This window comes from Vibrio sp. LB10LO1, from assembly GCF_010092875.1.
Classification (GTDB): domain Bacteria; phylum Pseudomonadota; class Gammaproteobacteria; order Enterobacterales; family Vibrionaceae; genus Vibrio; species Vibrio campbellii.
The window spans coordinates 40,655-65,858 of record NZ_JAADJW010000021.1; the positions used below are offsets into that span (position 1 = coordinate 40,655).

Here is a 25,204-nt window from a genome sequence, read left to right on the forward strand (position 1 = left end):
CGCAAACTTCACTCCTCTCAAGTTCGTCAACTCACTAGCTTGATCTTGCATGACTTTGAATTCCCTCATTCCATGCCCTACGCTAGTTTTATGCAACCTATCAAACACATCGAAAATACGGACGTTGAAATGGCTAAGATGACCTTACCTTTTATCGCTATTACCTCTTTACTTGCTGTGGCTCCGAACGCAGTCGCAGAAGAAATGCAACCATCACAAAGCAGTTGGCAGCATAGTGTTGAAATCTACATGCAGGCTCTGAATATTAATGGCGACTCTACTATGGGGAATTTCTCAACGGACCTCGATGTTGATCCTAAATTCATCATGGATCACTTGGATATTGGCGCAATGGTAAGGCTTGAAGGGGTGTACAACGAAAAATGGGGCTACTACCTCGATTACAGTTTTATGAACTTAAATGGCGGTGCAAATAACTTATCTGGCCTTCTTCCTAATGTCAGCTATCGCGCAGACTTAGACGTACGACAAGGCGTGTTAGAGGCAAAGGCGTTCCAGCGCAGAGCATACTCGTTTGGTATGATTGATTACATGTTTGGCTTACGTTGGTGGGATAACGACATCAAAGGTAAAGTTTATCGGAATGACAATCGCATTCTCGTCGATAGACTCAATATCAAAGAAGACTGGGTTGATTTCCTAATGGGCGTCCGTTGGCTGAATGACCTTAACGAGGATTGGCGCTTTCACGCAAGCATGGACGCTGGCTTAGGTGCCGACACCAACTTCACCTACGCGACTCAAATTGGCTTGCGTTATCACATGAATACATGGTCTGACATCAACCTCGCCTACAAATCCACTTGGGTAGATTATGTGGATGAAGGAACCTTTGAGTACGACACCGCATCACATGGCTTCTTAATCGGTCTTGGGCTTTACTTCTAAGTGCTTTGTGGGGCAAAGCGTTTCTGCACTTTACGCCACACTCTCCTAAGCTAATAAGAGTAAGAGCTATTAGGAACCACCGAGATGAATAAATCGGAAGTTATCTGGCCAGATTATTACCATCCAAAACATGCCCAGATTCATGTTCGTAGCCAAATTGAAATCCCAGAGCCTCCTGAAGTCGTTTGGCAACATTTAGTACGAGCGCCAGAATGGCCGGCATGGCGACGTGCAAAAACCATGGTTCAAATCCTTAATGGCGACAACACCTTATGTAAAAACACTATGTTTCGTTGGAAGGCCTCTGGATTTGAAGTGAAGTGTACCGTCGTAGAGTATTTACAGAACCAACGCTTAGCATGGAAGGGGAAAAAAGGAAGTATCGATATTTACCATGCTTGGGTGCTAGAACCGACGAAGCACGGCTGCTGTATTATTACTGAGAGCACCCAGCGGGGTGGAATCACGTGGTTAACGAAGTACTTTGCGCCAAGGCGGTTAAGGAAGTATCACCTCAGATGGTTGGAAGAACTATGCCGTCAATCTCATGGTCATTGCGAAAAATAGCGCGATGCCCTTTCAAACCCAATGCTCAATAAATGCACTCGGCCTGATCTCAATCATATTTGAGACACACCGCTTAAGATACCCTTAGCGAAAATTAGAAATTCCAATCCTATGGCCTATAGGCCAAGAGAAAGGCGTTAAATTAGCAATGTCGATTAACATTTCAGATCTTACCGCTGCGTTAAGTAAGGTCGAGCATATCCATAAAGTTCAACTGGAAAACGTACACCAGTTTTTTAAAGCAAACGAGGCTTTCTCGCTGAATACATTTAGCCAGATCGTTTCGAGTAGCTCTATCGATGAACGTTTTAAGACCATCGATGCAGCATTTGCTTCACTTGGTGACGTAAAGACTTACCTATTGGAAGCCTCTTACCTAGTAAGCTAGTAAGTTAGTAAGTTAGTAAGCTAGTATTTTGAAAATGAAAAAAGCCCCGACTCACTCAAGTTTCGGGGCTTTTATTGTTTGCTATTTAGCAACTAGTTCGATGACAACTTGTAACGGTCGTCGATAACCGTCACTTCAGGGAACGATTTGCCCGCCTTCATTGCTTTCTCGGTCTCTTTCTTCACAGATTTATCAATCCAGAAGTTCGCAATGTCCATTGGGTGCAGGATCCACTCAGTATTCTTTGTCATACCGTTTTTCGGGATCTTAACCCAACGCCAGTGAGCATCACGGGTGTAAGGCACCATGTAACCAGGAACGATCACGTTCGCATCACCGATGTATTTTTGAATCTGACGAGACAAGTCGTAACGTTTTTGCTGCTCAAACTCGTTGTCATACGCTTCGATCAACTTGTCTAGCTCTGGGCTGCTGTAATTTGTGTGCGCATTCGTTTGTGGTTTGTTAGCGTTGTCTGAGTGGAAGTACTCCCAGTACGCAGGGATCTCACCAGAACCCATGTTCAAGAACGCTAACTGGTGTTTCTTCTCAAGAATGTATTTGAACGCAGAAGAACCATCAACCAAGTTCAGAGTAAACTCTAAGCCTGCTAGCTTCGCTTGCTCTTTTAGGTACGCGATACGCGGCGTATGTGAGTTGTAACCGTAAGTGATAGCAAAGCTTAGACGCTCACCTTTATCGTTCACACGGATACCATCAGAGCCAATTTTGTCAAAGCCCGCTTTCTCGAAGTGTTTGACCGCTTCTGCTGGATCAAATTTTGGCGGTGTGTTGTTTGGATCGTCGTAATCACCATGACCAAAACCAAGACCATGTGGCTTACGAGAATAGTCACCACGCATGATGTTTTCGATCATGCCGTCATAGTCGGTTGCTGCCATGACACCTTTACGTACTTCTAGGTTATCCAGCATTGGCATAGCCGTGTTCATCCAAAGACCACCTGCACCTTGAGGCGACTGGTTAAAGCCCCAGTACTTTTGTACATAGCCTTTCTTGTACACTTCACTATCTGTTTTATCGTGCCAGAAGTTTGGTAGTACCATCTCGAAGTAGTCTAAGTTACCCTTTTCAAAGTGCTTCATGGCGATATCTTCATCACGGATAACTGTGATACGCACTTTGTCTACGTTGTAACGATTTTTGTAGTAACGGTTGTTATAACCCCACCAATCTTCGCCAACGTGTTTGAATGTCACGCTCTTACCTTTCTTCACTTTATCGATGTAGTAAGGTGCTGCTGTCGGCTCAGATTTGAAGTTAAACTTGCGAACAAAGTTATCTGGCATGCCATCGTTATTTTCGTCTTTTTCTTTCTTAAAGAAGTGCTCAGGACGAGGCTGGAAACCGTTACTTGGCATGTTGATTAACACCATTAACGAGTCTTCACTTTGCGCGACAGCTAGGTTGACTTTGATGGTGTAATCATCGATTTTCTCAACACTTACAATGCTCGTTTTAAAGAAGTCGTTGTACCACGGATCGATGATGTCTTCCGACGTGTAGTACTTCATCATAAACACGTAATCATCTGCGGTGATCTTCTCACCATCTGACCATTTCGCCGTTTCATCTAATTGAAAGTAAACCGTTTTGTTGTCGTCGCCAAATGCCCATGCTTTGGCAAGCTGTGGAATCCATTTACCTGTGTCAGGGTGGCGCTGCGCCAGTTTCGGCGTACCATCCATTAAGTACTGACGAAGGCCAGAGTTCGCATCTGGGCCTACACTACGAAGTGTCTGTGGGAAACTGCGGATAAAGGTGCGGTAAGTACCACCTCGTACTGCTTCTTCTGAAGCAAATAGCGGTTCGTTATTATTCGAAGTCCATTCGATATCTGCAGGTAGTTCAGCAGCATTTAGTTGAAAACTGCTCGCAACCAACATTGCCAGTGCCGAAAATGGCAGGGTCTTTATCATTGTTTTCTTCCTTGTTGTGTTTGCGCAGTACGGCAGGAAGAGTGACGGCAGTGAATCTCGAAGTGACCACACGCAAGGCGCGGTAAAGGAAATTATGAGAGCAAATACAAAGTGAAGTCCTATCCACTTCCGTATTAATATCAGAGAGTTTCACTAGGTCATCCTGACCTTACAACGCAGTGAATGCATCAACCCCATACTATTCGTTACACATTTGTAACGCAAGCTACCCATAACACATGGTTGCACTTTCCGAGTATCACAGCCATTTATGTTAGTAAAATGTGATCCTAGCAGTACCATCAGCCACAGCGTTCATCTGGCACGATATGAATAACAGCACTCCTAGAGATTTTTACGTGCTGCAAAAACAAAAAAGGTGAAGCGTCTCCACTTCACCTTTTGCGCTCAACTCAAAGCAACATTACATGTTTGCTAAGCTGTCGTTGATTGACTTAAGAACCGATGCAGGGTCTGCCGCCTGAGTAATAGGGCGGCCAATAACCAGATAGTCTGATCCCGCTTGGATTGCATCGACTGGTGTCATGATGCGGCGTTGATCGCCTTGCTCTGAACCCGCAGGGCGAATCCCCGGAGTCACTAGCTTGAACTCTTTACCAAGTTCATTCTTCAGAAGTGATGACTCTTGAGCAGAACAGACTACGCCATCAAGACCTGAATTCTTTGTCAGCGTAGCTAGACGAATCACTTGCTCTTGAGGCGCAACGTCCAAGCCAATACCTGCCAAATCACTTTGCTCCATGCTTGTAAGCACAGTCACGCCGATCAGCAGTGGACGGTCTTTACCGTAAGGTTCAAGAATCTCACGAGATGCCGTCATCATACGTTCACCACCACTCGCGTGAACGTTCACCATCCATACACCGAGCTCAGCCGCAGCGCGAACTGCTTTTGAACACGTATTCGGGATATCGTGAAACTTCAGGTCTAGGAATACAGAGAAACCACGTTTATGAAGCTCACGTACGAAATCAGGACCAAATAGCGTAAACATTTCCTTGCCTACTTTTAGGCGACATGACGCAGGATCAATTCTATCTACAAATGCAAGTGCATCCGCTTGGTTATCATAATCCAGTGCGACAATAACTTTTTGGTCGATCATTTCATCTCCTAACTAGTTTTGGTTCTTATTAAAAAGGTTAAAAAAATGCAGCGGACAGAAACTCTGCCAGCTGCATTAAAAATTATTCACCGTCCAATCCTCGGATTGGCTTGATCGTCCCCCATCCTTTACATGATGGACAATGCCAGTAAAGGGAATGCGTGGAGAAACCACACTTCCTACATCGGTAATGCGGTTTTACTTTTAACTGTTCTCCAACCATCGCTTGCAGTGTAGAAAGACTGTCTTTCGCACGACCATCTTCTGCTTCCGCGATATGGTAGTCGATAAGGCGGTAGAAGCCCTTCATGGTTGGGTTTTTCAATAGTTGCTTGGTCAACAGCTCTTGCGCTGCACCAACGCTCTCATGATGCGCCACAAGCTGTGCTAGCATCAGTTCAGACGATACACCGGCTTTCTTATCGATACACGCACGCAAGAACTCCACCAGCTCATCTTCTTGACCAAGGTGGTGATAACACTCGGCAATGGTCGGCAGTACATCACTGATAAAGTCTTTATCTTGTTCAAGTACACCCGTGAGGTATTTAATGGTGTGCTTGTAGTCTTCTGACTCCAAATAAACACGGCCCAGCGCAATGCTTGCACGCACACATTTCGGGTCTTCTGACAGTGCTTTCTTGAAGTGTTGAATTGCTTTGCTGGTGTTGCCATCTGCTTGGTCAAGCATCGCTAGTTCACACCAGAAGTGTGCGATGTTGGCACGAATACGAGTACGCTTCTTGCCCATCTTCGCCAACTGGTTGGCGTAATGAATGGCTTTTTCCCACTCACGCGTCTGTTGATAGATAGTAACCAGTTGTTGAAGCGCGCTTTCACGATGGTCTGGCTCCTCAACTAGCTGCTCAAAGATTTTCTCTGCGCGGTCTAAAAAACCAGACGCCATGTAGTCTTTAGCCAGTTGCTGAAGAGCAAGGTTTTTCTGGTCCAGAGTCAGGCCAGAACGAGAAATGAGATTTTGGTGAATGCGAATTGCGCGGTCGACTTCGCCACGAGAACGGAAAAGATTACCCAACGCTAGGTGTGTATCTATCGTTTCGTTATCGACTTGGAGCAATTCAATAAAGTGGTCAACCGCCTTATCTGACTGATCAGATAGGAGCAGGTTAAGACCCGTCACATACTGACGGGATATTTGATGAGATTGCTTCTGCTTGTCTTGCTGAGCGCTGCGATGGCCCATGTACCAGCCATAGGCGGCGGCTATCGGCAATAACAAGAAGAGTAGTTCAAGCATTAAAGTTAAGCCTTATCCTTATGCCTGTTTTTCTACTGCTGGTTTTGCAGGTTTCTCTGCTTCAGCGGGCTCATACTTTTTAAGTTTCTTTTTCAGACGGCGAACTTGAAGCTGAGTCTTGAATTGGATGCTAGCAAAGATAACCCATGCCAGACCAAAGCCAACGACAAAGACCACACCCAGTAGCGTTGATAGGTGGAATTCACCTTTCGCTAGAAGGTAATTGAACGTCACGATCTCTTGGTTTTGAGAACCTAAAGCCAGTGCAATTAAAAAGAGAGCTAAAACAGCAATGATTTTTATAATTTTCATGTTACATCACCCTTCGAGGAGTAAGTAGGTAAGATTATGCAGTAAAATGTTTCTTCAGACCATGTATATTACCAATAATCTAGTTATAAAAAAGCGGCATACACGAGAGTATGCCGCTTTTTCAAACTAATAAGAGAGCCTTAGCTACCGAGATTTACGCGTTCACGAAGCTCTTTACCAGGTTTGAAGTGAGGAACGTATTTACCTTCCAGCTCCACCTTATCACCCGTTTTAGGGTTGCGACCTACACGAGGTTCGCGGTAATGAAGAGAAAAACTACCGAAGCCACGGATCTCGATACGGTCACCGCTCTCTAATGTAGAGGCCATGTGCTCCAAAATATCTTTTACAGCATCTTCTACCTCTTTCGCTGATAAATGTGTTTGCTCAGCGCAGAGTCTTTCAATCAGTTCAGACTTAGTCATAGTTGCCCTCTTTGAGTATCTTTATCACTCATTATAGTAAGTAATACTAATTCCAACAAACACTTGCTATCAATTCTAGACAAATTTTACACAAAATGCGCAATCAAAAAATGTCTTTTTTTAGCATAGTTTATCAACATTAGTATTACTACTCACAAAGTAGCAAGCATAAAAAAGGAGCCTTGCGGCTCCTTTTTAGCTTAAGCGAGTAAATTATTCGCCTTTAGCAGCTTTGAAAGCGTCAGCCATTGCATTACCAAAAGCAGCTTCGTCTTGCTTGTTGATAGATGCCATTGCTTCTTGCTCATCAGCTTCATCTTTAGCTTTGATAGATAGGTTGATTACGCGGTTCTTACGGTCAACACCTGTGAACTTCGCTTCAACAACATCACCAGCGCTTAGGATTAGAGAAGCATCTTCTACGCGATCGCGAGATACTTCAGAAGCACGGATGTAGCCTTCAACGCCTTCTGCGATTTCAACTGTAGCGCCTTTAGCGTCAACAGCAGTTACAGTAGCGTTAACTAGAACACCTTTCTTGTTATCAGCAACATAAGCATTGAATGGGTCGTTTTCCATTTGCTTAACGCCTAGAGAGATGCGCTCACGCTCAGCGTCTACTGCTAGAACAACTGCAGAGATCTCGTCGCCTTTCTTGTACTCACGTACAGCTTCTTCGCCAGCAACATTCCAAGAAATGTCAGATAGGTGAACTAGACCGTCGATGCCGCCTTCTAGACCGATGAAGATACCGAAGTCAGTGATAGACTTGATCTTACCAGTAACTTTGTCGCCTTTAGCTTGTGCTTCAGCGAATGACTGCCATGGGTTAGCTTTACACTGTTTCAGACCTAGAGAGATACGACGACGTTCTTCGTCGATCTCAAGAACCATAACCTCAACTTCGTCGCCAACATTAACAACTTTAGATGGGTGGATGTTCTTGTTAGTCCAATCCATTTCTGAAACGTGTACTAGACCTTCAACGCCTTCTTCGATTTCAACGAAGCAGCCGTAGTCAGTTAGGTTAGTTACGCGACCAGTTAGTTTGTGACCTTCTGGGTAACGCTTAGCGATTGCTACCCATGGATCTTCGCCTAGTTGCTTAAGACCTAGTGATACGCGAGTACGCTCACGGTCGAACTTAAGAACTTTAACTTGGATCTCGTCACCAACGTTAACGATTTCAGATGGGTGCTTAACGCGCTTCCAAGCCATATCTGTGATATGTAGAAGACCGTCAACGCCACCTAGGTCAACGAACGCACCGTAGTCAGTAAGGTTCTTAACGATACCTTTAACTTCAGAACCTTCTTGTAGAGTTTCTAGAAGCTCGTCACGCTCAACGCTGTTCTCAGATTCGATAACTGCACGACGTGAAACAACTACGTTGTTACGTTTTTGGTCAAGTTTGATAACTTTGAACTCTAGCTCTTTGTTTTCTAGGTGAGCAGTGTCGCGGATTGGACGTACGTCTACTAGAGAGCCAGGAAGGAAAGCACGGATACCGTTTAGTTCAACAGTGAAACCGCCTTTAACTTTACCGTTGATGATACCAACAACAGTTTCAGCTTCTTCGTAAGCTTTCTCAAGAACGATCCAAGCTTCGTGACGCTTAGCTTTCTCACGAGAAAGTTGAGTTTCACCGAAACCATCTTCAACAGCGTCTAGAGCTACGTCTACTTCAGCGCCAACTTCAACTTCAAGTTCGCCAGCAGCGTTCTTGAACTGTTCAGCAGGGATAGCAGATTCAGACTTAAGACCAGCGTCAACAAGAACGAAACCGTTCTCGATAGCTACTACAGTACCTTTAACGATGCTGCCTTGTTGGAATTCTGTTTCGTTTAGAAACTCTTCAAAGAGTTGAGCAAAAGATTCAGTCATTTATTTAATCTTCAATAAATTAAACGTCCACGGGTATCCTACCGCATGGGGTTATTAAATTCGCCAGTCATCATCCTTGCGACCAACGCTCTTAGCCTAGCCGAGCGTAATTACTCAGCTAGCTTCGATTCGATATATTGTAGTGCCTTTTCTACCACTTCGTCGATAGTCATCGACGTAGAATCTAGCACAAGCGCATCCTCTGCAGGGCGTAGTGGCGCCACTGGGCGGTTACGATCGCGATCGTCACGCTCTTGGATCTCGCTCAAAAGGTCAGAAAATCTAACATCTAACCCTTTATCTTGCAACTGTTTAAGGCGTCGATTTGCACGCTCTTCTGCGCTCGCATCAAGGAAAATTTTCGCTTGTGCGCCTGTGAATACAACCGTACCCATGTCACGACCATCAGCAACCAGACCCGGAGCGGTCTCAAATGCACGCTGACGACGCAATAATGCTTCACGAACGCGTGGCAGTGCTGCCACTTTAGACGCAGCCATACCGGTTTCTTCTTTACGAAGTTCACCAGAAACATCTTCGCCTTCTAGAATCACTTTTACTAGGTCACCTTCAGCAATAAACTGAACGTCTAGGTGAGTAGCAAGTGGGACAAGCGCGTCTTCTGACTCTGTGTCTACACCGTGGTGAATCGCTGCAAGTGCAAGTACACGATAAATTGCGCCAGAATCCAGAAGGTGGAAGCCCAACTTCTTCGCTAGCAACATACATAAAGTGCCTTTACCTGCACCACTAGGTCCATCTACGGTAACAACCGGAGTTTGAGAGGACATGTTCTTCTCCACCTATAATTTCTTTTTCAGCAATTTGCTCGGTTTTCGAGGCGCGTATTATACGGGTAATCGTCCTCTGGAGCGAGGAAAAATGTCGTGTAAAGCATTACACCCAATGCGCAGTTGGATTCACACTATTGAGGAAAGTTCCAATAAAAACGGCGAGAGTTTCCACCCTCGCCGCTTTAAGTTTGAATCGTATCTTATCGATTAAACAATTGGCTTTTGACCACGTTCTGCAAGTTTAAGTACTACGCTATCTGCCACTTTACCTGCCACACCAGCAAGCTTGTCTGCCAGTTTTTTCTTCTGCACATAATGTACTGCTAGTACGGTTTTCTCTTTGCATGCCGCGACAACAAGATCGTCAGAAGTGCTGATTTCATCTACCAGTCCTAGCTCTTTCGCTTGCGTACCAAACCAGTGTTCACCGGTTGCGACTTTTTCAAGTTCTAGCGCTGGGCGACGTTCACTGATGAAGTCTTTGAACAGTACGTGTGTTTCTTCAAGCTCTTGCTTGAACTTATCACGCGCTTTGTCGGTGTTCTCACCAAACATGGTCAATGTGCGTTTGTACTCACCTGCCGTTAACTGCTCGTATTCGATATCATGCTTTTTCAACAGTTTGTTGAAGTTAGGGATCTGTGCAATAACGCCGATAGAACCCACAATCGCAAACGGCGCAGACACAATCCTGTCTGCCACACACGCCATCATATAACCGCCACTTGCTGCAACTTTGTCGACAGAAATCGTCAGAGGCAGACCCGCAGCTTTGATTCGGTCAAGTTGAGAAGATGCCAAGCCATAGCCATGAACCATGCCACCACCAGACTCTAGGCGAAGCAGAACTTCATCACCTTCGCGAGCAACGGCTAATACTGCTGTCACCTCTTCACGTAGTGATGCTACTTCTTTAGCATCGATACTACCGTTAAAGTCCAAAACGAACAGGTGTGGTTCGCGTTTGCTATCGAGAGAACCTTCTTTGCTCGCTTGTTTGATTTCTTTCTCGCGAGATTTGTTCTTTTCTTTTTCTTCTTTCTTAACCGCTTTATCACGCGCTTTGATGAAAGCGTCATCGTGTAAGTGGTGTTCTAGCTGCTCTACCGCGTCTTTATGGCGCTCAGAAAGATTCGTGACTTCTAATTCACCTTTTGCCGCACCCGACTTACCACCCGCTGATTTTGCAATAATCAGCAGCACAACGACTGCCGCTACAACGGTGACAATCTTGGCTAAAAACAGACCGTAATCTAATAAAAATTCCAATGAGAGTTCCTCTATCTCATACCAGTAATGGTCATCAATATGTTACGTAGAAAAATCAGAGAGAAGGCGAGAAAATCGGTAACCTTTTGTTCTGATTGATAGTGTTCAAATAACATACCGGACAACCGTTCTGGAATTGGTATAACACATGAATTGGTGTATTGTAACCAACTTGTCACGATTACCAAGATTTTCCATTGAGAAACAGGCGCATTTCTACACAAACGAACATGAAGCCTGTACGTCGGAACTAGATACAATAATAAGGATTTACTACCGTGAACTACTCCGTTTCAGCAGATGCCCTAAAAGGTAAAGTCATTCTTGTCACTGGTGCAGGTAATGGTATCGGTCGCCAAGCTGCACTTTCTTACGCTCAGCATGGTGCGACTGTGATTCTACTTGGTCGAAACGTTCAGAACCTTGAATCCATTTACGATGAAATCGAATCTGCGGGCTACCCTCAGCCAGCGATCATCCCACTTGACCTGAAAGGTGCAACAAAGCAGCACTACATCGATATGGCAGAAACCATCGAAGGTCAATTTGGTCGCTTGGATGGCCTATTGCACAACGCCGGCGTTCTCAGCACGCTATGTCCGTTTGAGCAAATCAACGAAGAAGACTTCGACGACATCATGCAAATCAACGTGAAAGCCGAAGTGCTGATGACTCAAGCTCTGCTACCTATCATGCGTAAATCAGATGCGGGTCGTATTGTCTTTACCTCTTCGACAGTTGGTCATTCTGGTCGTGCTTTCTGGGGCCCATACGCCATTTCTAAGTTTGCCGTAGAAGGTATGATGCAGGTATTGGCAGATGAGCTAAGTGACACACCAATGCGTGTTAACGCGATTAACCCGGGAGCAACTCGTACTCGTATGCGTGAAAAAGCCTACCCAGGTGAAGATGCGAACACACTAAAAACAGCACTGGACATCATGCCGCTTTACTTGCACTTGATGGACCCAGCAGTGACTGATGTAAATGGTCAGTGTATCGACGCGCAGCCAAAGCGTAAGTAATCAACTCAGGTTACCTCACATAATCGATTAAAAAGGCAGCAAACGCTGCCTTTTTTCGTATTTCTGCCTATAAAAATCTTGCGACTTTCCACCACAGAAATATACTGTGCATACATACAGGTATTTTATTTATGCAAGACATTATCCAACACTTGAAAAGCCAACACCTTGTTTGGCAAGCAAATTTAACCAAAGCGGACGACCATCAGTTCCTCCATAGCTCTGGTTTTTCTGAACTCGACGCACTGCTTGGCGGCGGCTTTCCTCCTCACGGCGTGGTGGAAATGGAATCCGTTGGCAGTATTGGCGAACTACGTTTGCTTGCACCTTATTTAGAAGCGTCTCTTTCGAGAGGAGTGACGGCATTCATTCAACCACCTGCGTTAATGAATTCATTGTTTCTCCACAGCATTGGATTGGACATCAACCTAGTGTGGGTTATCACACCCGAACATCAACGCGATGCGCTGTGGGCAGCCGAGCAATGCCTCAAGAGCGGCGTGTGCACCAACGTTTTGTTATGGCAGGATGAACTAGAGATCCATCAAGTAAAACGTCTACAAGTGGCGAGTGAACAAGGCTCTTGCCCTTTGTTTATGCTCAAGCCTAACATGACCAACCGTTTGTCTTTACCTGTGTCACTGAGTTTAAAACTGCAAGGTCATGAACAAGGTGTCAGCGTGGAAGTTCTCAAACGAAAAGGCGGCTGGAGTAAAGGTAGTGTCGATATCAGCTTCCAGCACCACTACCCGCAACTGGTAATGCCAAGCACAACTCACATTCCATCGACTGTGGTCAATTTCCCATTGGCGAGTCAGGGTTAATGATATGGTTTTGTGGATTTACTTGCACTTCCCTCGCCTACAGTTAGATGCCCTCTTTGGTGATAACCAAGAGCAGCCTGTGGTGATTGTAGAAAGCCAACGTTGTCGGATCATTCAATACAACGAGATTGCCGAGCAACAAGGCATTAAGCCAAATATGGGCTTGGGTAGCGCGGCTTCTTTGTGCCGAGATTTGCAAGTGCATCCTTATCATCCGCAAACCGAACTGAGCAAGTTACAAGAAATTGCTCAATGGCTGTATTTGATTACTTCTGATGTCGTATTGATGCCAAACCAAGGTATTCTGCTACGCGCAACCCCGATGCTTAATCTGTATGAAGGATTACAAAACTATTGGACTAAAGTCAGTGCTCATTTATCAGAGCTGAAACTGAGTTTTCAATTCGGGTGTGGCTTTTCGCCTTTTTCTGCCAAGTTGATGGCACTAGCAGGGGCAAACTTCATCAGCGAAGACAAATCTGCCGTGCAGCAAGCCTTATCACCACTGCCGCTGACACTGACGGATTTATCAAGCGCGACCGTAGAGAAGCTACAACGTGTCGGTGTCACCACTTTGCAAGGCTTGCTTGAGTTGCCATTGCAAGACATCGCACGCCGATTCGACATTGATTTGGTGAACTACGTTGGTCGACTGACTGGGCAGTTTAAGCATCCTGTCGACTTTTATCATCCAACCGAATCCTTCCAAGGCTATTTAGAACTGTTGTTTGAGATTGAAAACGTTCAATGGGTGGAGAAACCACTGGCTAAATTACTTAGTCAGCTCGAAACCTTTCTCAAGCTACGCGATAAAGTCGCGTTTGAGCTGTGTTTAACCCTACACCAGCGAGACAAGCAAGCACAGCACCTTCAGCTCACATCCGCACAAGGCGATTACTTGTGCCAACGCTGGCAACAATTGGCGAGTTTGAGTTTGGAATCTGTCACGTTAAACGGTCCTGTTATTGGTCTGACGTTACAAGTGGAACGCCAAGGTGAACCTTTAAGCTCTGCTAGCGACTTCTTTGCTGGGCAAAAAGGACAAATGAACGCGTTAGAACTGCTCTCTTTACTGCAAGCTAAATTGGGTAAAAGCGCGGTACTCAAACCCAACATTGCCTGCGACCCAAGGCCAGAGAAAGCCAACCAATATCGCCCAGCCGATGAGCCGGATGTACCAATTAACACCATCCCTGCTCTTCTGCGACCCGCGATGCAATTACCCGAACCTATCGTGCTACAAGAGCAAGTCTCTCTAGTTCATGGACCAGAGCGGATTGTCTCGGGATGGTGGGATGGCGATGAGATCATGCGTGATTACTACATTGCACACACCAAGCAAGGTCGCTGGTTATGGGTGTTTCGCGATCAGCACAAGCACTGGTTTCTCCATGGCTATTTTTGTTAAATCGACGGTTATTTTTGTTAGGTCGTTATGAGTTACGCAGAACTGTTTTGTCAGTCCAACTTCTCCTTTCTCACCGGCGCTTCTCATGCAGAAGAGTTGGTATTGCAGGCGGCGTTTTATCGCTATCAAGCCATTGCGATCACCGATGAGTGCTCAGTTGCAGGCGTAGTGAAAGCCCATGCTACCATCGAGCAGCATAAACTCGACATCAAACAAATCGTCGGCAGTATGTTTTGGCTCAATGATGAATGCCAAGTGGTGCTGCTTTGCCCTTGCCGTAAAGCTTATGCTGAGCTGTGCCGGATCATCACCAATGCCAGACGACGCAGCGAGAAAGGCAGCTATCAATTGTCTGAGTGGGATTTGATGTCGGTTCGCCATTGTTTCGTACTGTGGCTCCCAACTCATCAAGAGAGCGACCATTATTGGGGACGCTGGCTCCAGCAGCATCACGCTCATCGTTTATGGATCGCGATTCAACGTCATTTAGGTGGCGACGACGATGCCTACACCACGCACTGTGAGTTACTGGCAAACGAGTTCCAATTGCCAATTACCGCTTGTGGCGGCGTCTTAATGCATGCCGTTGAGCGCTTACCTTTGCAACATGTCCTGACAGCAGTAAAGCACGGTTGTAGCGTTGATAAGCTCGGCTTTGGTCGTTTATCCAATGCTGAGCGAGCATTGCGCCCACTGAATAAACTGTCTCGAATTTACAAATCTGAATGGCTAGAAGAAAGCACCCATATTGCGGACTTGTGCGAATTCAAACTCTCAGATTTGAAATACGAATACCCAACAGAACTGATTCCAGATGGTTACACCCCTACTTCTTATCTGCGTATGTTGGTCGAGCGTGGTAAAAAACTGCGCTTCCCTGAAGGTGTTCCCGCAGATATTCATCAAACCATCGAGAATGAGTTAGCGCTCATTGAAGAGCTGGAATATCACTATTACTTTCTCACCATCCACGACATCGTGATGTTTGCTAAACAGCGAGGCATTCTCTACCAAGGGCGAGGCTCTGCGGCAAACTCGGTGGTGTGTTACTGCTTAGAAATCACCGCCGTCGATCCTAGACAAATCTCGGTTCTGTTCGAACGCTTTATTAGCCGAGAGCGAGAAGAGCCGCCAGACATTGACGTCGACTTTGAACACGAGCGTCGTGAAGAAGTCATTCAATATATCTACAAGAAGTACGGGCGCGAGCGTGCCGCTTTAGCAGCTACCGTGATCAGCTATCGCTTTAAAAGCGCCGTGCGTGAGGTAGGTAAAGCGTTGGGGATTGAAGAAACTCAGCTAGACTTCTTCATCAAAAACGTGAATCGACGTGATCGCACCCAAGGTTGGCAAGCGCAAATCATCGAATTAGGGTTACAACCAGAGTCGTTAAAGGGCCAGCAATTTATCCAGTTGGTGAACGAGATCATCGGCTTTCCGCGCCATTTATCTCAGCACGTGGGCGGCTTTGTGATTTCATCAGGCCCTTTGTATGAACTGGTGCCTGTCGAAAATGCTTCGATGGAAGATCGTACTATTATTCAATGGGATAAAGATGATTTAGAAAGCTTAAAGCTGTTAAAAGTCGATGTTCTTGCTCTCGGCATGTTGAATGCGATCCGTAAATGCTTTCAATTGGTCGAGAAGCACCACCAGCGATCCCTGTCGATTGCCGAGATCACGCGCCTGCAAGATGATCCGCACGTATACCGCATGATCCAGAAAGCGGACACCGTTGGCGTGTTTCAAATTGAGTCTCGCGCGCAAATGAGCATGCTGCCACGCTTAAAGCCTGCACGTTACTACGACTTAGTCGTACAGATTGCTATTGTCCGTCCGGGCCCAATCCAAGGTGATATGGTCCATCCGTTTCTAAAACGACGAAATGGTGAAGAGCCGATCAGTTATCCATCGGAAGAAGTGAAAAGCGTACTAGAGCGCACTGTGGGCGTGCCGATTTTCCAAGAACAAGTGATCAAACTCGCGATGGTCGCCGCTGGGTTCAGCGGTGGAGAAGCCGATCAGTTACGCCGTGCTATGGCAGCATGGAAGAAGAACGGCGATCTTGCCAAGTTCAAACCGAAGTTAATCGACGGGATGCGTGAACGTGGCTATGACTTAGAGTTTGCGGAACGCATCTTCGATCAAATCTGCGGCTTTGGTGAGTATGGCTTCCCAGAAAGTCACTCCGCCTCTTTTGCGGTGCTGGCTTACTGCTCTGCATGGTTAAAGTTTCACTATCCTGCTGAGTTCTATACTGCCCTGCTAAATAGCCAACCAATGGGTTTTTATAGCCCTTCGCAATTGATTCAAGATGCGCGCCGACATGGTGTCGAAGTGCTGCCTGTTTGCATCAATCACTCTTCGTATCAGCACCATTTGGTTCAGCGTCCTAATGGCCGTCTTGGTGTGCAACTGGGCTTTCGTTTAGTAAAGGGCTTTAATCAAGAAAGCGCTTCTCGACTGGTTGAGCGCCGACCAAGCACTGGCTATCGTGCTATCCAAGAGGTGAAACAGATCTTAAGAAACCGCCGCGATATTGAATTACTCGCTTCTGCCAATGCGTTTCAGATCCTTTCTGGCAATCGCTATAACGCGCGTTGGGCCGCGATGGATTCGTTGTCAGATTTGCCTTTGTTTAATCACATAGAAGAACCGATGGCGAATTACCAAGCTCAACCTTCTGAATACGAGAACTTGATTGAAGATTACGCCAGCACCGGATTATCACTGAGCCGACACCCGATTACTCTGCTGGAAGAAGCAGGCCAGTTACCACGCTTTACTCGGATGAAGCAGTTGGTAGAAAAGGAGCACAAGTCTTTAGTGACGGTCGTCGGTGTTGTGACAGGTAGACAATCTCCAGGCACGGCAGCAGGTGTGACCTTTTTCACTTTAGAAGATGATACGGGCAACATTAATGTGGTGGTCTGGCGAGCAACCGCGCGCGCTCAAAAGCAAGCTTATCTCACTTCGAAAGTCTTGATGGTCAAAGGGATTTTAGAAAGAGAAGGAGAAGTGACACATGTAATTGCAGGAAAGCTCATCGATTGCACACACAACCTTGCTGAGCTAAAAAGTAAATCTCGTGATTTCCATTAAGCCATCGCGTTTTGATGGTGGGAAAAAGCGTGCGCCGGAAAAAATAAAGGGAGGTCAAGCCTCCCTTTTTGATTCTGCTGAATTAATTTTCAGCCATCTTTATACGATTTGGCGCATCCGCTCTTGGGCTACTTGAACCAAGAGATCGGGCTGGAATTTAGAGATAAAACGATCACATCCAACCTTTTGCACCATGGCTTCATTAAAGCTTCCACTTAGCGACGTATTCAGCGTAATAAACAGTTTCGACATGCGAGGATCAGAACGCACTTCATGCGTGAGTCTGTAACCATCCATTTCTGGCATTTCCGCATCCGTGATCATCATCAACAGTTCTTTCTCAACGTCTTTGCCCTCATCACACCAGCGCTTGAGTACTGTTAAAGCTTCTAGACCATCACGACACTCAATGATGTTCAAACCAAGCTGAGATAGCGTGTCACGAACTTGATTACGTGCTGTTGAGGAATCATCAACAATAAGCACGTTACGACCAACCATAGCGTGAGCGAGATCTTGGTCTAAAATGCCATCGGAGATAGTCACATCATAGTGAACAATTTCCGCCAGCACTTTCTCGACATCAATGATTTCAACGATTTGAGATGAATCACCATCTTTCACTTGGGTGATGGCAGTTAGGTAATTAGAACGGCCAGATGTAGACGGCGGTGGCTGAATCTCAGTCCATGCGGTATTGATAATGTTACGCACAGGTCCAACAAGGAAGCCCTGAATCGAGCGGTTGTATTCAGTAATGATCAAGTTCTCTTCTTCTGCCTCTCCACGCAATGGTGGGAAGCCAATCGAACAACGCAAATCAATCACTGGTACCGCTTCACCACGTAAAGAAGCCACTCCACGGATGTTATAGTGAGAGCCCGGCAGTTTGGTCAGTGGAGGCAGCTTGATCACCTCTTTCACTTTAAAAACGTTAATCGCAAACAACTGGCGACTATTTAACGTGAACAGCAAAAGTTCTAGTCGGTTTTCACCCACCAGATTTGTGCGCTGATCAACCGTATTTAACACTCCGGACATACCACTACCTAACCTTGAATCACTACCTTCCACTCTTTACAGAAAACCGTGTTGAAACAACAAAGTAAACTTTTTTATGAGTGTTCTACCATACTTACGGAAATTACATTAATGCCATGGATATAGCAATGAAGCAGCGCTCAGATTGATGTTTTCAGCACTGGGAAGATCAAAAAAGGGTGAACGACACCGATCACCCCTTAAAATAACGCTATGAATGTAGGAAAAATTAGCCTTCAATCACCTTCATCAGCAGCTGACCATCGTACAGCGCTTGCTTAATCAATGCGGCTCCGGGCATAGTCGCTTGTTTGTAGAAACGAGATTCCACCAGCTCAAGATCTTGATGGTAAACTGGAAGACTTTGCTCTTCTATACAACGTCGAACGGCTGGATAAAGCACATCCTTCGCTTGGTTGATAACCCCACCGATGAGAATTTTTTCTGGGTTGAATAAGTTAATGACTATTGCAATAGCCGAGCCTAAATAGCGACCCAGTTTCTCAATCACGTCAACCGCAAGAGGATCGCCGTTCGCAGCAGCTTCACAAATGCTCTCGATACTCATCTCTTCTTGCTCTGCAAGGATAGAAGCTTCGCCATTTGCAATGCGAGTGACCACTTCTTCACGGATCGCCTGTGAACTGGCCACAGTTTCCAAACAACCAATATTGCCACAGTGGCAGCGCTTGCCGTTCGGGTCAATTTGGATATGCCCCAATTCACCAATGTTACCGTGTCGGCCTTGCAGCACTCGACCGTCCAAGATAATACCAGCGCCTAAGCCGTGGTGGATGGAGATAAGAACCGAGTTATCGTTATCTTGAGAATGACCAAACAGTTTCTCAGCCAACGCCCAAGCTCGTGTGTCGTTAGCAATAAAAACAGGTAAGCCTGTTGCTTTATAGATCTCAGGGCCTAGCGCTAAATTCTCAACATTGTAATGTGGCATCTGCAATACAATGCCCTGCTCTGAGTTCACCAGACCAGGTAACGTAATGGCGATACTGGTTACACGGTCAAGTTGATCGGCGTAGGTTTGGAAGAATTCATCAATTTCGTAGAGTAAGCGTTCCAAAACATCATCTTGATCGCGCTCATGGATATCGATTTTGGTATCAATCAGAACGTCACCGCCAAGCTCATGAAGAGCGATGGTCAAGTAACCGCGACCTAAACGCATCGACAAGAATTGCCAACCTTCATTATTGACCTGCAAACCCACCGCTGGGCGACCACGACTGGTGGCTTCCTGAACGGTTGTTTCATGAATCAAATGGGCTTCAATCAACTCTCGAGTGATCTTAGTGATACTCGCAGGCGCAAGCTCACTTTGCTTGGACAAATCGATTCGAGATATTGGACCCTTGAGGTCAATTAGTTTGTATACACGACCAGCATTGACCTGTTTGATATGATCAATATGGCCCGGTTGAGCCATGTACATCTTGCACTCCGAAATTTTATTACGGGATAATTTTTTTACTTTGCGAAGTAATTGTGAAGTGAATTGATAAATCCCCGTGACAAGCATCACGTATAAACATGTTTGTTTGTGTATTCAATCAAATAACGAGAAATCTACTCCTGTTAAATTGTTTGAAAAATGACTTATTTTATTCGTCAAATTAGGTAGCAATACCTGCGACAGGATGTTTTTTCAGTACTTTGACCTGAATACGAACAATCTGTACACACTATGCATATACTTAGCGAGAATAGAATTCGACTTATCTCACCCTACACCTGCATTCTTCGGAGAATCTATGACTTCTATATTAAGAAGAACAAAAATTGTCACAACGCTTGGCCCTTCAACCGATAAAGACAATGTCCTTGAGGAGATCATCAAAGCGGGAGCCAACGTCGTCCGCATGAACTTCTCTCACGGTACCAGTGAGGATCACATCCTACGTGCGCAAAAAGTCCGTGCCATCGCCGCGAAACTTGGTCGCCAAGTCTCTATTCTCGGTGATCTTCAAGGCCCTAAAATTCGTGTTTCCACATTCAAAGATGGAAAAATTCACCTCAGTGTGGGTGATAAATTCACGCTAGACAGCGACTTACCAAAAGGCGAAGGCAACCAAGAGTCCGTTGGCTTAGATTACAAAGAACTGCCACAAGACGTCTCACCTAACGACATTCTGTTGCTTGACGATGGTCGAGTACAACTACAAGTAACCAGCGTTGAAGGCAATAAAGTTCATACCCGCGTCACTGTTGGAGGCCCTCTTTCCAACAACAAAGGCATCAACAAAAAAGGCGGCGGTCTGTCTGCAGATGCACTAACAGACAAAGACAAGGCCGATATCCTAACGGCGGCTGAAATCAAAGTTGATTACTTAGCAATCTCATTCCCTCGCAACGGCGAAGACATGAACTACGCACGACGCTTGGCTCGCGATGCTGGTTTAGAGGCAAAACTTGTCGCTAAAGTAGAGCGCGCAGAAACCGTCGCAAACAATGAGTCAATTGATGACATCATCCTTGCTTCTGACGTAGTCATGGTGGCGCGTGGCGACCTTGGGGTAGAAATTGGCGATCCAGAACTTATCGGCGTACAGAAAAAGCTGATCCGCCGTGCGCGTAGCTTAAACCGCATTGTTATCACTGCAACCCAAATGATGGAATCTATGATGGCCGCACCAATGCCAACTCGTGCAGAAGTGATGGACGTTGCCAACGCCGTGCTTGATGGTACAGACGCCGTTATGCTCTCAGGTGAAACGGCTGCGGGTTTATACCCAGTAGAAACCGTTAAATCCATGGCAGAAGTCTGCATGGGTGCAGAAAAGATGTCGGAAGCAAGTCTGTCGACTTACCGATTGGACCGCACGTTTGCGACCGCAGAAGAGACTATTGCGATGTCGACCATGTACGCCGCTAACCATATGGAAGGCGTGAAGGCGATGGTATCGCTCACAGAGTCGGGCCGAACAGCACTCATGATGTCTCGCCTAAGTTCTGGCCTACCGATTTTTGCCCTGTCTCGCAATGAATCAACGCTAAACCGTGCAGCATTATACCGTGGCGTTACACCCGTATTCTTTGACTCAAAAGGCGGTGCTGGTTTGACGACAGCTCATGCTGCGATCGTGACATTGAAAGAACAAGGTCTATTGGATGAAGGCGATCTAGTCATCTTCACACAGGGCGATGTGATGGACGTTGTGGGCTCCACAAACTGCATGCGTATCTTGTCGGCATAAGCAGGGCTACTCCCCTCTCAAACAAAAAGAGCCCTTTATTTTATATACTCAATTAAAGGGCTCTTTTTATCTCGTTCGAAAAACTTAGTCTTTCTTACGTCTCCGAAGGATAGGAACGCGATATCAACGTTGGACGATTGAAAAAACCACCAGTGATTAAGACAACGTCTTCGCTGAAGAACTCAACAGAAATAGGTCTCGAACTGTCTCTTTTTAAATCAGTGACCACTTGGGACATATCAAAAAAGTGTTTCTCAATTAGGCTTTCACTGAATGCCTCTTTCGTATTCTTAACGGCAATATTGTAAGAGCAGAACTCAAACTTATTCTTGTTGCGATCGAGTATCTTGGCGTCAAAAGAGAGCAAGAGTGAGTCTTCGGTGCCCGGCGAGGAGAACTGCATTACAGAAAACTGATTATTGCTAAACTCCATCGAGCTCAAGATATCCAGTTTTATCTTCCCATGTTCTTCTTCATACACTTTGTAATTGTAAATAAACTTGAGATTGTGTTGCTCGCCCTCCGATTTGCTGAGGAAAAAACAACCTAAAAGTAGCAGTGAGCTCAATACGAGAGCGGTATGCGCCTTATTTGAATTGGCTAAGAATTTCTTTAATTTTTTCATCAGCAGTGTCTATCGAAAGTGTGTAGTTATGTGCATATTTTTTACTTGAAGAGTTATTAATGAACAATGAAAAATAGACCTCTCCTTTTTCTTGGCTATAGAAAACAACCATATTCTCATTAATACTTTCTAATGCTGACCATAAGTACTGAGGAACATGGTCACGTTTAGCGTAAATCAACTTCACGCTCGCTACTTCTCCCTCATGAGTAGTGACCACCTCATAGCTAGGAGAAATTAGCATTTCCTCTAAATAAGGTGTGGTTTGTGAAAGTCCGGGCTTGAATAAATGATCGAATAGAAAATAGGCACTTGCAGAAAGGTTAAATGCAATCAACAGAAGAATTATCGTTTGTGCTTTAAGCTTGAAAAATGAAAATGTCCCTGATGCGACGCTCTCAATATTGTCCAATTTGATAAATGAGCCATCGACAAAAATATTCAAAGGTGTATTTAAGCTATATCCCAACCCTCTGTGCGCGATAATTTCAACGTTCGCACCAATTTCGGATATAGACTTCCTTAATAAAGAGATACTTCTTTTAATTGATCCCTCTGTAACGACTTTATCTTTCCAAACGGTTTGTAAGATTTCTTCTTTAGAAACAATATCCCCTTTATTCTTTAAAAGTAATAACGCCAGATTTAGCTCATTGGGTTGTAAGAAAACACTTTTTTGACGATAAAAGATACGACTCCCAGAGCTGTCAAACTTAACATCCACGAATTAATACCTTACTGAAAACATTGTTATATTTTTGAGACGAGCGGCATGATACCCACATTAAAATACCTAATCAACCACACATAAAATCTAAACTTTGATAAGAGTAAAAATGCATAACCGATAAAAATCACATAAACATCGCGGAAACAGGATTGTTCAATGAATAAATAAGCAACAGAACGCTCAATAAGGCTCTATTAAACCGAAAAAATTACGGTAAATTACCGTAAATTACCATAATTTAATTTTTTACCTGCACTGATTCATAAAAAACCGCCCCAAAATACCACCAATCAATAACTCAAATAAATATCAACAAAAACAGTGAAAGAAGAAGTTTTTCGTAATTTATAATCATTCCCAACAAGCAGTAAGCCTTCTAAGTGCCAATATTCCGTTGATGTTTTTCATTAAGATATACATTGTATTTTATCTCGGAGAGGTGACCATCAACTTCTTTAAAGCTTGAGCCTGCGTTACCTATATTCTTTCTCCTTTTCCTTACCACTAAATCTTCAAGGCTTTTTACCAATTTAATATTTAAATTTATTTTTTCAAAAAAGAATTCAAAAGACATACTTACGACAACTTTAAAAATTTAAAATATAAAAAATGGCAGCAATCCAAGCTGCCATTTAAAGTTTATGATATTGATAATTAGCGTTAGTAAAGCTTAGTATTACTGTTCATTATTTCATTAACTTGAGAACACACATTACCATTTTTCGTATTATCCCAATCACCACTTACATTAAAGTAAGCTTCTTCGTTAAATACCGTAATATTGTCTGTCTCTTGCGAATATGGTTCGAATGTCTTCGACTTCAGCCAGTTGGACATAAGAACGTCTTTCGCTTGGTGATCCTTTTCAGAAAAAACGGTAGGGCCAGATACTGCGTTCACCTCATTTCCGAAGATGAAAGACAGTTCAGCACCATGACAAGATGTTTCTGACGGTGAGCATGTTTTTGTAAAGCTCTCCACGTAGTAATCCGGCCATAAGGCAAAGTCTGGTTGATAGTTAAATTGGTACAGCGAGGTTGTTGTTTGGTTTGACGACAAGTTTTGCGCAACATGTTGCGATGAACACATAAATAAAACTTGATTCATCAATTTTCGGGCGTTGTTTTTTCGCTTTTCAGGCGTGCTGTTCCACCAGTTTAAGTGGAATGCAGGCAAATTGCGCAACTGCTTTCCTTTGCCTGAACCAAAGAATGCATCAACCAAAAGATTATAGCTACCACGCGCGTTGAGTATCACATCGAAAGGAGCGACAAAGATGTTGGATTCATCTTTGTTAAAGCCTAGAGTCACATCTACTCCCTCTACTTTTTGTAGGTCAATCGGCTGATATGGGATGGTCTCTCCATCGACATACGGCGCCCAAGCCAACAGGCCAGATGTACTTGGCGTAATTGTCATCAAGTTATTCATTTGCGTTGTCGCCGCCTTCATTTGAGACTGTATATTGATGATCTCTTCAAAAGGTACAGTTTGAATATCTTGATCATTACTGAGTTTGTCTTTTACCTGCTCAGCTAACCATTGCGCCGATTTGGCATCTTTGTATTTCACACCATATGGGTTGCTTTCCATGATAGCGCGTTGATATAGGTGCGCATTTTGTTTCTCATCCATTAACTGAATGCCGATTGACATCGCACCAGCGCTTTCGCCAAACAAAGTAATATTCTCAGCATCACCACCAAAGTTACCAATGTTGTCATGAATCCAACTTAACGCTGATTTTTGGTCTTGGATGCCATAGTTACCCGAGTGCTCGCTGCTGTAGAAACTACCAAGAATGCCAAGACGATAGTTAATGCTGACGAGAATAAATGGATTTCCTTCATCAACGTTTTTTGCAACCAGTTTAGCACCATCAAACTGCTCAACGGTGCTAGAACCTAGCTCAAATGCGCCACCGTGAATGAACACATAAACAGGCAGTTTTTCATCGTTAGCAATGTCAGATGGACGCCAGATGTTTGCATTCAAACAATCTTCGCTTTGTGCTTCTTGTACAACACCATTAGCTTCCATGGTATGCGGCACTTGTGGACAAATATCTCCCGTAACCGTCGCATCATAATGCTCGCCAGTAATAAAGTGATGACGCTGTGGTGCACTAAATCGCTCAGCAGAAGCGTATTTTACGCCAAGAAATGCATCAACTTGTGCAGAATAATCAGCCGGTGAATTGATGAGGCCCTGAAGCGTTGCACCGTCAATTTCCGCCAGTGGCGAAGCAATTGCTGAAGAACTAAGAGCCAAAAGCGAGCTGGTAATCGAGATATAAAGTGTATTTTTCATGGTTTACCGAACCTATAAATCAATGAGTAAAATGACTAAGAAAATAAGAGGAGGCTTT

General features: G+C 44.8%; 21 protein-coding genes. 8 read left to right on the plus strand and 13 right to left on the minus strand.

Going from position 1 to position 25,204, the window contains the following annotated elements; all coding sequences use genetic code 11:
• Positions 1 to 129: 129 nt before the first annotated feature.
• The 3 genes from GXP65_RS15725 (at position 130) to GXP65_RS15735 (ending at position 1,864) form a co-directional block, all read left to right on the plus strand.
• Entirely contained in the window at positions 130 to 909 is a 780-nt protein-coding gene (locus GXP65_RS15725) for a hypothetical protein (RefSeq protein WP_162093221.1), read from the plus strand.
• Positions 910 to 993: 84 nt separating this feature from the next.
• Positions 994 to 1,476: an SRPBCC domain-containing protein gene (locus tag GXP65_RS15730; RefSeq protein WP_045372742.1), complete on the plus strand. Its 483-nt coding sequence runs from the start codon at positions 994 to 996 to the stop codon at positions 1,474 to 1,476.
• A gap of 148 nt (positions 1,477 to 1,624) precedes the next feature.
• Positions 1,625 to 1,864, plus strand: a complete 240-nt coding sequence (locus tag GXP65_RS15735) for a hypothetical protein (RefSeq protein ID WP_005431118.1) — start codon at positions 1,625 to 1,627, stop codon at positions 1,862 to 1,864.
• A gap of 92 nt (positions 1,865 to 1,956) precedes the next feature.
• On the opposite strand, the gene GXP65_RS15740 is transcribed toward GXP65_RS15735, so the two are convergent.
• The 8 genes from GXP65_RS15740 to sohB form a co-directional block, all read right to left on the minus strand.
• Positions 1,957 to 3,804 (minus strand): extracellular solute-binding protein, encoded by a 1,848-nt coding sequence (locus tag GXP65_RS15740; protein ID WP_045379013.1) that lies wholly within the window; start codon positions 3,802 to 3,804, stop codon positions 1,957 to 1,959.
• A gap of 424 nt (positions 3,805 to 4,228) precedes the next feature.
• Entirely contained in the window at positions 4,229 to 4,930 is a 702-nt protein-coding gene (gene pyrF / locus GXP65_RS15745; RefSeq protein ID WP_005431048.1) for an orotidine-5'-phosphate decarboxylase, read from the minus strand.
• 82 nt (positions 4,931 to 5,012) lie between these two features.
• Complete coding sequence (lapB, locus tag GXP65_RS15750) at positions 5,013 to 6,188, minus strand: lipopolysaccharide assembly protein LapB (protein WP_005431114.1); 1,176 nt, start codon at positions 6,186 to 6,188, stop codon at positions 5,013 to 5,015.
• 18 nt (positions 6,189 to 6,206) lie between these two features.
• Positions 6,207 to 6,500, minus strand: coding sequence for a lipopolysaccharide assembly protein LapA domain-containing protein (locus GXP65_RS15755; protein ID WP_005431104.1), 294 nt, complete (start codon positions 6,498 to 6,500; stop codon positions 6,207 to 6,209).
• Positions 6,501 to 6,640: 140 nt separating this feature from the next.
• The gene (gene ihfB / locus GXP65_RS15760) at positions 6,641 to 6,925 is read right to left on the minus strand and encodes an integration host factor subunit beta (protein WP_005431133.1); all 285 of its coding nucleotides are present in this window, start codon (positions 6,923 to 6,925) and stop codon (positions 6,641 to 6,643) included.
• Between the two features lie 213 nt (positions 6,926 to 7,138).
• Positions 7,139 to 8,809, minus strand: a complete 1,671-nt coding sequence (gene rpsA / locus GXP65_RS15765) for a 30S ribosomal protein S1 (RefSeq protein ID WP_005533588.1) — start codon at positions 8,807 to 8,809, stop codon at positions 7,139 to 7,141.
• Between the two features lie 110 nt (positions 8,810 to 8,919).
• On the minus strand, positions 8,920 to 9,600 hold the full coding sequence (gene cmk, locus GXP65_RS15770) for a (d)CMP kinase (protein WP_162093222.1): 681 nt from the start codon (positions 9,598 to 9,600) through the stop codon (positions 8,920 to 8,922).
• Between the two features lie 210 nt (positions 9,601 to 9,810).
• Complete coding sequence (gene sohB / locus GXP65_RS15775; RefSeq protein WP_162093223.1) at positions 9,811 to 10,872, minus strand: protease SohB; 1,062 nt, start codon at positions 10,870 to 10,872, stop codon at positions 9,811 to 9,813.
• A gap of 278 nt (positions 10,873 to 11,150) precedes the next feature.
• Here sohB and GXP65_RS15780 point away from each other — a divergent pair, with 278 nt between their 5' ends.
• From GXP65_RS15780 to GXP65_RS15795, 4 genes are all read left to right on the plus strand, one after another.
• Positions 11,151 to 11,897, plus strand: a complete 747-nt coding sequence (locus GXP65_RS15780) for a YciK family oxidoreductase (RefSeq protein ID WP_005425666.1) — start codon at positions 11,151 to 11,153, stop codon at positions 11,895 to 11,897.
• A 131-nt stretch (positions 11,898 to 12,028) separates the two neighbouring features.
• Complete coding sequence (gene imuA, locus GXP65_RS15785; protein ID WP_162093224.1) at positions 12,029 to 12,721, plus strand: translesion DNA synthesis-associated protein ImuA; 693 nt, start codon at positions 12,029 to 12,031, stop codon at positions 12,719 to 12,721.
• 4 nt (positions 12,722 to 12,725) lie between these two features.
• Positions 12,726 to 14,129 carry a DNA polymerase Y family protein gene (locus GXP65_RS15790; protein ID WP_162093225.1) on the plus strand — a complete coding sequence of 468 codons (1,404 nt, stop codon included), beginning with the start codon at positions 12,726 to 12,728 and terminating at the stop codon, positions 14,127 to 14,129.
• 27 nt (positions 14,130 to 14,156) lie between these two features.
• Positions 14,157 to 17,231, plus strand: a complete 3,075-nt coding sequence (locus GXP65_RS15795) for an error-prone DNA polymerase (protein ID WP_162093226.1) — start codon at positions 14,157 to 14,159, stop codon at positions 17,229 to 17,231.
• Positions 17,232 to 17,330: 99 nt separating this feature from the next.
• On the opposite strand, the gene GXP65_RS15800 is transcribed toward GXP65_RS15795, so the two are convergent.
• Both GXP65_RS15800 and GXP65_RS15805 read right to left on the minus strand, forming a co-directional pair.
• Positions 17,331 to 18,272, minus strand: coding sequence for a chemotaxis protein CheV (locus GXP65_RS15800; RefSeq protein WP_005425659.1), 942 nt, complete (start codon positions 18,270 to 18,272; stop codon positions 17,331 to 17,333).
• A 229-nt stretch (positions 18,273 to 18,501) separates the two neighbouring features.
• On the minus strand, positions 18,502 to 19,719 hold the full coding sequence (locus GXP65_RS15805; RefSeq protein WP_005425684.1) for an ROK family protein: 1,218 nt from the start codon (positions 19,717 to 19,719) through the stop codon (positions 18,502 to 18,504).
• Positions 19,720 to 20,038: 319 nt separating this feature from the next.
• Between GXP65_RS15805 and pyk the strand changes: the two genes are divergently transcribed.
• A complete protein-coding gene (gene pyk, locus GXP65_RS15810) occupies positions 20,039 to 21,481 on the plus strand; it encodes a pyruvate kinase (RefSeq protein ID WP_162093227.1) in 1,443 nt (480 codons plus the stop codon).
• Between the two features lie 94 nt (positions 21,482 to 21,575).
• Here the strand turns inward: pyk and GXP65_RS15815 are convergent, their stop codons facing one another.
• The 3 genes from GXP65_RS15815 to GXP65_RS15825 form a co-directional block, all read right to left on the minus strand.
• Positions 21,576 to 22,106 carry a hypothetical protein gene (locus GXP65_RS15815; RefSeq protein ID WP_050912751.1) on the minus strand — a complete coding sequence of 177 codons (531 nt, stop codon included), beginning with the start codon at positions 22,104 to 22,106 and terminating at the stop codon, positions 21,576 to 21,578.
• Complete coding sequence (locus tag GXP65_RS15820) at positions 22,069 to 22,830, minus strand: winged helix-turn-helix domain-containing protein (RefSeq protein ID WP_162093228.1); 762 nt, start codon at positions 22,828 to 22,830, stop codon at positions 22,069 to 22,071. Before GXP65_RS15820 ends, GXP65_RS15815 begins: the two co-directional genes overlap by 38 nt.
• 666 nt (positions 22,831 to 23,496) lie before the next feature.
• Positions 23,497 to 25,146 (minus strand): carboxylesterase family protein, encoded by a 1,650-nt coding sequence (locus GXP65_RS15825; protein ID WP_162093229.1) that lies wholly within the window; start codon positions 25,144 to 25,146, stop codon positions 23,497 to 23,499.
• Positions 25,147 to 25,204: the final 58 nt, after the last annotated feature.